Here is a 2827-nt window from a genome sequence, read left to right as displayed (position 1 = left end):
GGGACGCCGGCGACGATCGCCGCGAGCGCCGTGCCGCAGGTCGGCAGGGTGCAGGCCTGCAAGCGGCAGTCGCCGTAGCCGGGCCTGGTGTAGTGGACGGCCACGCCATGGGGCGCGATCCAGACATGCCCGCCCGGGCTTGCCAGCGCGTGGCGGACGGTGGCCGCGCCCCAACGCACGGCGCGCCGGATCGCGTCGGGATCGCCGGCCTCGCCGTACCAGGCGCGCGCGTCGTGGCGCAGGATGCGCAGGAGGATCGCGTTCATCGCCGGGCGCTCACGAGTGCGCCCGGCCGTCGGGCTCGATCCCGACGAAGAGCCTGTCTCCGATCCAGCCATGGACCATGCCGGTGTCGTCCTCGCGGGCGAAGGCGCGCAAGGTAGGAAGGCCGTCGAGGTTGAACCGCTCGTGCAGGACGCGGATGCGCTGGACCTGCGCGGCGTTCGGCAGTCCGCAGCGCGGTGCGAGCGTGTCGAGCCAGTCCGGCCGCTCGGCGTAGAGCGTGTTGATCCAGATGTTGGCCAGCGGCTCGTCGGCGCAGCAGGCGAGCGCTGCGGCCGCGGCGCCCACGCTCCAGCCCCACCAGGCCTGGCCGTGCGGCGAGGCGAGGCCGTCTAGCCGCGCCCGGGCGTGGTCGGGCAGGAAGACGCCCTGGCCGTAGCGCGCCGTGACGGCGACGAGCGGCCCGACGAATTCGTCGGCCTCGAGCAGCGAGCCCCAGGGCGTGACCGCGCCGAGCACGAGTTCGGTATGGGTGTGCGGTTGATGGAAGGGCGTCTGCGTCATGATCGCCTCCCTCAACCGACCGCTTCGCCGGCGGCGGAGACGGTGAACCACACCTCGCCGACCCAGCCTTCGACGGCGCCGTTGACGCTGCCGCGTCGCCATGCGTCGATGTCCGGCCTGACGTCTGTGGCGTAGCTTTCGTGCAGGTCGCGGATGCGGCGGACCTGGGCGGCGTTGACGCAGCCCGCGAGCGGCGCGATCGCGTCGAGCCAGTCGGGCTTCCAGTGCGCGAGCGCTTCGACGGCGCGGCTGCGGCTGTTCTCGGCGTCGTGGACGCCGAAGACGAGCAGGACCGCCCAGATCTCGCAGTCTTCCTCAAACCACGTCCGTCCATGCATGGGCCGGATAGCCTCAGGGATGCGCGCCTGCGCTTCGGGCGACAGCCACGCGCCGCGATGGCTTGCGGTCGAGACAAAGACGACGCCGTCGACGAGCGGCGCGACGTGCTGGATCGCCCCCCACGGGCTGGCGTGGCCGGGGCGCGGTGCGTCGGGGTGAAGGGTGCGCGCGGTCATGGGCCGAATCCTTTCTTTCGACCGCGGGACGCGGTCGAAAGGCGGATGCCGGACCCTGCTCTGCAGGCGGTGGGGATGCAGCCACGCTGCTCGGATCAGCGCGCCCGATCGGGATGGACGCGGGACGCTCGTTCGCGTCGCAGCACGACTGCCGCCGAGACATGGCCGCGACTGGCCTCAGGCAACGTTCCGCGGAGGTGGCGGGGTTGGCTGCGGGCGACACCGCCCGGCGCCACCCTTCGTGCTTGAAGGCCCCCTCCTGCGCCGCCCTTCGAGCGCGAAGGGCGGCGCAGGAGAGGAGGGCTCAGGCGAAGGATTTCAGCAGGGCCAGATCGCCAGTCATCCGCCATGTCCCGCGGGCCGTCTTGTAGAGCGCCACCAGCGCGTTGGGGCCGGCGGTGTGCGGCGCCTTCGTGCCGCAATAGAGCAACGTCGCGTCAGCGGCCGCGTCGAAGCGCACCGTACCAGCGCCGGCCTGCACGATCTTGATGACCGCGCCGACCGGAATGTCGTCCGCGACCGGCGCGAGGATCGTCACCGGCGCGGCGGCGGCGGTCTCGATGATCGCCCCCGAATGCTCGGCGCTGAGCGTGATGGACAGGTCCGGCAGCGTCAGCACGCCGGAAGCCGCGCCGCCGTCCGACTCCAGAAAAACGTTCTGCGCGAACGCGGCGTCGCCGCTCACGCGCCAGGTGTCCGGCGCGATCTTCACCGCGGTGATCGCGCCGTGTCGGAAGCGCGTCTCCGGCAGGAACATCTCCGGGACGACAAGCGCGGCCCCGCTCTCGGCGACAAAGCGAACGAGGCCATCGCCGTCCTGCAACGCGTGCACGACCGCGCCCAGCGGCAGGGCAACGGAGCCGTCCGTCGGCAGGACCACCTCGGTCACCGTGTCCGCCAGCGATCGGATGACGGCCCCGTCGTCTGCGGCGCCGATCTCGATGCGCGAGGCGGTCACCTGCCGCACGCCGGTCACCGCGCGGCCGCTCTCGCCCTGATCGCCCTTTGGTCCCTCGGGGCCGGCCTGCCCCGCAGGGCCCTCCGGGCCGGCGGGTCCGGACACGCCCGCCGGGCCTTCAGCTCCCCGCGGCCCTTCAACGCCCCGCGGTCCCTCAGGACCGATCAGCGAGCCGAGCCAGGCCGCCACATCGCCTTGGAACCCGTTGGCGACAGCGACATCGTAGGCGCTCGCCCCTGCAGCGGCCTCGTCGTGCCACAAGGCGCTGTCGGCGAGCCCGTCAAAGACGATGCGCACGTCGGCCGGCGTGATCTCGCTGGCGTTGTTGTCGGGCAGGCGCGCGACGACAAGCTCTGCGAAAGCGTCGCGCGACAGCGGCGACCGCTCAATGTCTGCCATGAATGAACTCTCCAAAATGCCGTAGCCGCGCAGTGGCACACCCAATACAGCGGCTACTCTCGCAGGAATTACCTAAAATCCTGCTTACACCCCGTCGTCGATCAAGCCTGTCTCTTGGCGATCGGTCGGACGCCACAGGCGGCAGGGTTCTTGGTGGGGCGCTCGCGTA

The 2827-nt window shown here is 71.5% G+C and carries 4 protein-coding genes; all 4 read right to left on the bottom strand.

The window, feature by feature from the left end:
• On the bottom strand, nt 1–266 hold a 266-nt coding region (locus V7Q31_RS18525), incomplete at its 3' end, for a hypothetical protein (protein WP_333835318.1).
• Nucleotides 267–276: 10 nt separating this feature from the next.
• Nucleotides 277–786: a hypothetical protein gene (locus tag V7Q31_RS18520; protein ID WP_333835317.1), complete on the bottom strand. Its 510-nt coding sequence runs from the start codon at nt 784–786 to the stop codon at nt 277–279.
• Nucleotides 787–797: 11 nt separating this feature from the next.
• The gene (locus V7Q31_RS18515; protein ID WP_333835316.1) at nt 798–1301 is read right to left on the bottom strand and encodes a DUF7007 domain-containing protein; all 504 of its coding nucleotides are present in this window, start codon (nt 1299–1301) and stop codon (nt 798–800) included.
• A 304-nt stretch (nt 1302–1605) separates the two neighbouring features.
• Nucleotides 1606–2658: a hypothetical protein gene (locus tag V7Q31_RS18510; RefSeq protein WP_333835315.1), complete on the bottom strand. Its 1053-nt coding sequence runs from the start codon at nt 2656–2658 to the stop codon at nt 1606–1608.
• Between the last annotated feature and the right edge of the window lie 169 nt (nt 2659–2827).

Origin of the sequence: Rubrimonas sp. (assembly GCF_036788415.1) — a bacterium.
Classification (GTDB): domain Bacteria; phylum Pseudomonadota; class Alphaproteobacteria; order Rhodobacterales; family Rhodobacteraceae; genus Rubrimonas.
Note: the sequence above shows the minus strand (reverse complement) of the source record. Positions and strands in the feature narration are given on the sequence as shown.